This is a genomic window from Chamaesiphon sp. OTE_75_metabat_556, from assembly GCF_031378165.1.
In the GTDB taxonomy this organism is placed as follows: Bacteria; Cyanobacteriota; Cyanobacteriia; order Cyanobacteriales; family Chamaesiphonaceae; genus Chamaesiphon.
In genome coordinates this window covers 1-4,523 of record NZ_JANNDR010000407.1, presented here as the reverse complement: position 1 = coordinate 4,523, position 4,523 = coordinate 1, and the positions used below count along the sequence as shown (strand labels likewise).

The following is a 4,523-nucleotide window of genomic DNA, read 5'->3' as shown; positions in this document are numbered from 1 at the left end:
CGATAGCCGATGACGCGCGCAAGGCTGCCATCCAGTTTCATGACTTGAACGCGATCGTTGCGCGAGTCGGCAACGGCAATCCAATCGCCCGCGACATCGATGCCTTCGGGAGCCGAGAACTGGCCAGGTTCACCGCCGATTTTTCCGATCACACTGGACTTGCCGTCCGGCGCAAATATCACGATCGCGTCGAGGCCCGCATCGGAAACCACGACGCGTCCATCGGCGCAGACCGCGACGTCGCGCGGGTCGACGAGCCGTTCCGCGCCGATTGTGCGTTTCGACTTTCCTTCCGCGTCGATCACGTTCACCCGATGCGCCAGCGATTCCGCGACGTACAGCAGACCGTCCGGCCCGTAGGCCAGACCGGTCGGCTCGCCAAGCGCGTCGATCTGGCGCACGCAGGCGCCGAGCTTGGGCAACTCCACCGGCTACTGACATTCTATCCTCCCAAGTCGATCTAAAAGGTTCCGATCTGCTAGAGACTGTAACTACACCTTAATTACGACTCCACTGGCTCGTTCGCGACAACGATCGCTCGATCTCAAAATAATAACTAAGCTTTTGCCCACAACAAATCGACACTATACTGAGTCAGAATCTCATCCGCTGTTACCAAGGTCATGCGCTCGATTTGTGCTTGTGCCACCAGGATGCGATCGAACGGATCGCGATGCAATAACGGTAATGTCGCCACTCTACAAGCGTGGGGAAAGACGATATCGAGAGACTTAGCACCCAATAGCCGCATTCGACTAGCTACATAAGTATCGACAGGTTCGGGCAGTGGTAGTTTACCAATCCCCACTTTAATTGCGATTTCCCAAGCACTAGCCACTGAGAAAAACAGTTCGTTATCTGAATCGACTATTTGCTCGATGGCTTTTGAGTTTAGTTGCTCTGGCGCAGTAAACCACCACAGCAAACATTGAGTATCTAACAACAGATTCAAACTTCTTCCCCCTCAAAGGCAGCCAGTAAGTCGGCTGGTAAGGAAGCATTGAAGTCTGCGGGTACTTGAAATAAACCGATATCTTTACCCATGCTACTACGTCGATCGATCTGATGGGGAATCGGTACTAATTTAGCTACTGGTACCCCGCGATTGGCAATGACGATTTCTTCGCCTAACTCCACTCGCTGTAGTAATTGGGACAGATGAGTCTTGGCTTGATGAATATTGACGGTATCCATAAGTGACTTAGTTTGTAAACTAAGTCTAGTATAACAGCATTCATAGGGTATATAACCAACCTCCTACATCTAGCTTTGAGGCAGGAATGCTTCCGTTGGAGCTACCAACAGATCCAGATATTCTTGCCTGAAATATTGCAGCGTACTAAATACCGGATTTGGCGCAGTTTGCCCCAATCCACACAAGCTCATTTCCTTCACCATCTGACTCAGAGATTCCAGTTGAGCTAGATCTGCGGCAGTAGCTTGCCGATTCGCGATTTTGGTTAATAAGGCATGGAGTTGCACTGTACCTGCTCGACAGGGGACGCATTTTCCGCAGGATTCATCTCGACAAAAATCCATATAAAAGCGGGCAATTTCCACCATATTCGTGGATTCATCCATCACAATCATCCCGCCAGAACCGACGATCGTGCCTAGTTTTTGCAAGGATTCATAATCCACTGGCGTATCTAGGAGATCTGCGGGAGTACACCCCCCAGATGGCCCTCCCGTTTGCACCGCTTTTACCTTGCCACCATCCGGTACACTGCCACCCATCTCCTCGACAATTTCGCGCAGGGTTGTTCCCATCGGCACTTCAATCAGCCCCGTATTCTGGATATTTCCCGTCAGGGCAAAGACTTTCGTGCCTTTACTTTTCTCGTTGCCAATGCTGGCATACCAGTCGCCACCATTGCGGATAATTGGGGTGATATTGGCAAAGGTTTCCACGTTATTAATCAGCGTAGGGCGTTCCCATAGCCCGGATATAGCCGGATAGGGCGGACGGGGACGAGGAATACCTCGCCCGCCTTCATCAGCATTGCAAACCACATATTTTTGTCCAGGGGGCATTTTGGCAACCGTCGCCCATTTTAAACCCGTGGGATAGCCCGCCCCACCGCGTCCTCTCAGCCCACTCTTAGTTACCTCCTCGATGACTTGGGCGGGGGTCATTTCGGTCAAGGCATGGTGCAATTGGGTATAGCCACCAACGGCAATGTATTCCTCAATCCGTTCGGGATCGATCTTGCCACAGTTTTCGAGGACAATCGGCATTTGATGAGTGAAAAACGGTCGATCTTGATGTCCTATAATTATTGTGTTGTCACCACCATGAAGGGCTGCCACGATCGACTCAGCATTCTCTGGCGTAACCTCTTCATAATATGCACCCATCGGATCGACCTCGACCAGTGGCCCCCGACCGCACAGCCGCAAGCAACCCACACTACACACCTCCACCGTATTATCTAAGTTAACCAGTGCAACCGCCGTCTCTAAGCTACTTTTGACCGCAGCCGCCCCCGATGAAAGACAGCCTGCAGCCGTGCAACAGCGAATGCGGGTCGGTTTGCGCCGTTCCTGCTCTTGTTGACCGATCGCCTGTAGTTCAATTATATCCATAACGGTTTTACGGCGTTATTTTAAGATAGTTATTCTGGCTGCTGATTGTGGGTGCCCAGCCAAGGCGACAAATCAATCCTGCCCATCCTCAAATCCAGTAAATCCCGTTCTGATTTTTATGGGTTTTTCAGGACTCTAATCTTATTAACCACATCATCCGGGGTTTGCTTGCCACTGACCGCGCCATCGATGACGATGACCGGAGCAATGCCACAAGCCCCGACACAACGAGCGACCATCAGTGAAACTTGCTTGTTAGGTGTGGTTTCGCCCATCTGGATACCTAGTTCCGCCTCCAATACCGCGATCAATTTACTACTGCCTCTGACATGGCAAGCTGTCCCCAAACAAACCACACAGGTATGAACGCCACTAGGTTTGAACGTAAACCATTTGCCGAACTCATCATCGCTCGTCATGCGATCCGTTGCGCGTGAGAAAATGGTAGTGCTAGCAGAACAGCTTCGAGTACTCGTCGCACAGGGGACAGATGCTGTTAAACAGGATAGTGGAGGCGGAAATGACACCAGTAGATCTCATTGGCAGCTTTGAAAAACGCAATTTCCCTCAGTTCCGCAACCCCACAATCGACACGATGATTTGGGGTCGCCAAAGGCATCACGTACCCATTTTATTGGAAATCGATGTAACAGAGGCTCGATCGGCAATTCATGCTCAGAAAGCGAAGACTGGACAAGGAATTAGTTTTACAGGCTGGATTATCAAATGTCTGGCTCAAGCAATTAGCGAACATAAATACGTCCACGCGCTCCGTAAAGGTAAACGAGAGCTAGTACTTTTTGATGATGTGGATGTGACGATTATTATCGAACGATCGGTTGCAGGCGAGAAGTTGCCAATGCCTTACATCATTCGCCAAGCCGATCGGAAAACCGTGGCTGAGATTCATACCGAAATTCGTGCCGCGCAAAAATCAACCATTGCAGCGGGGGACGTGCAGGTTGGCTCTTCCACCACAGCCTGGATGATGAACATCTTTGTAATGCTGCCGCCATTTTTACGAAACCTGTTCTTCTGGCAACCCTTGTTTCGCGACCCTTTCCGCTTCAAGCGCACGATGGGTACTGTCTCCGTGACATCCATTAGTATGTTTGGCGGTGGCGGCATGAGTTGGGGCATTCCGATTGGCATTCATCCCTTACTAATCGCGGTGGGTGGCATCGCTAAACGACCAGGAGTGATCGACGAGCAAATTGTCATCCGCGAATATGTGGGACTGACCGTCATGTTCGACCATGACGTGACAGACGGTGCGCCAGTGGCGCGGTTTATTGGCTATCTGCAGAAATTAATGGAAGGCGGGTATGGGCTGGAGGAAGATCTGATGGGCGACAAAGACATCCAAATAAACTACGAATAGCAAAATTAAATCGCTCTTGTCAGTATCGATCGCAGTGGCAATAGTTAAGCCCATATGAGTTCGATCGCGGATGTAATATAAATTTTCCTAACAAATAATACTCAAGATTCAGATTTTCTGATTTGGGTTAGATTGTATAAACCGCGCCCGATGCGTCTGATGAGGTCTTTTTGCACCAACCGCAATAACACTCGATCGAGCCAAACTTAAATTTATTGCATGTAGGTTTCTTCTGTACGGTAGGAGTAATGCTTAAGGCGGATTATGTCTCTAACTTGCTCTAGTAGCTTCTTAGGAGGATTTTGCATAATGTTACAATATATTGAAAAATTCAGCAGATCCACCTTAAATAGAATGATAGGTCAAAAGTTTCTGCTTTTGCACAGGGAATATGCTGAATTTTTCAGTCTATCTACCCGAATTTGGGTGGATAGGTAGAAATTTTCCACCTAATAATAGTTCTGCCGCTTGCATTTTGGTTGGCAGTAGTAGTTTGAAGATTACAGATAAGGTGAGAAACAAAGCACCTACCAAATATTTGAGATCTTGGTAGGTG

General features: G+C 49.3%; 6 protein-coding genes. 1 reads left to right on the top strand and 5 read right to left on the bottom strand.

From position 1 onward, the window contains the following. From RMO27_RS16395 to RMO27_RS16375, 5 genes are all read right to left on the bottom strand, one after another. The coding region (locus tag RMO27_RS16395) for an NHL repeat-containing protein (RefSeq protein ID WP_309734428.1) at positions 1-422 on the bottom strand (422 nt) is incomplete at its 3' end. Positions 423-556: 134 nt separating this feature from the next. Beyond that, on the bottom strand, positions 557-952 hold the full coding sequence (locus RMO27_RS16390; protein ID WP_309734426.1) for a type II toxin-antitoxin system VapC family toxin: 396 nt from the start codon (positions 950-952) through the stop codon (positions 557-559). Then, complete coding sequence (locus tag RMO27_RS16385) at positions 949-1,194, bottom strand: type II toxin-antitoxin system Phd/YefM family antitoxin (protein ID WP_309734424.1); 246 nt, start codon at positions 1,192-1,194, stop codon at positions 949-951. The genes RMO27_RS16390 and RMO27_RS16385 overlap by 4 nt, the downstream gene beginning before the upstream one ends. Before the next feature lie 69 nt (positions 1,195-1,263). Then, complete coding sequence (locus RMO27_RS16380; protein ID WP_309734422.1) at positions 1,264-2,586, bottom strand: NADH-ubiquinone oxidoreductase-F iron-sulfur binding region domain-containing protein; 1,323 nt, start codon at positions 2,584-2,586, stop codon at positions 1,264-1,266. Between the two features lie 116 nt (positions 2,587-2,702). Then, entirely contained in the window at positions 2,703-3,005 is a 303-nt protein-coding gene (locus RMO27_RS16375; RefSeq protein WP_309734420.1) for an NAD(P)H-dependent oxidoreductase subunit E, read from the bottom strand. A 101-nt stretch (positions 3,006-3,106) separates the two neighbouring features. On the opposite strand from RMO27_RS16375, the gene RMO27_RS16370 reads away from it, so the two are divergent. Then, complete coding sequence (locus tag RMO27_RS16370) at positions 3,107-3,967, top strand: 2-oxo acid dehydrogenase subunit E2 (protein ID WP_309734417.1); 861 nt, start codon at positions 3,107-3,109, stop codon at positions 3,965-3,967. Positions 3,968-4,523: the final 556 nt, after the last annotated feature.

Excerpts from the sequence above, each read along its gene's own strand:
- RMO27_RS16370 (WP_309734417.1), top strand. The coding sequence starts at position 3,107 with ATGACACCAGTAGATCTCATTGGCAGCTTTGAAAAACGCAATTTCCCT.
- RMO27_RS16385 (WP_309734424.1), bottom strand. The coding sequence starts at position 1,194 with ATGGATACCGTCAATATTCATCAAGCCAAGACTCATCTGTCCCAATTA.
- RMO27_RS16380 (WP_309734422.1), bottom strand. The coding sequence starts at position 2,586 with ATGGATATAATTGAACTACAGGCGATCGGTCAACAAGAGCAGGAACGG.
- RMO27_RS16375 (WP_309734420.1), bottom strand. The coding sequence starts at position 3,005 with ATGACGAGCGATGATGAGTTCGGCAAATGGTTTACGTTCAAACCTAGT.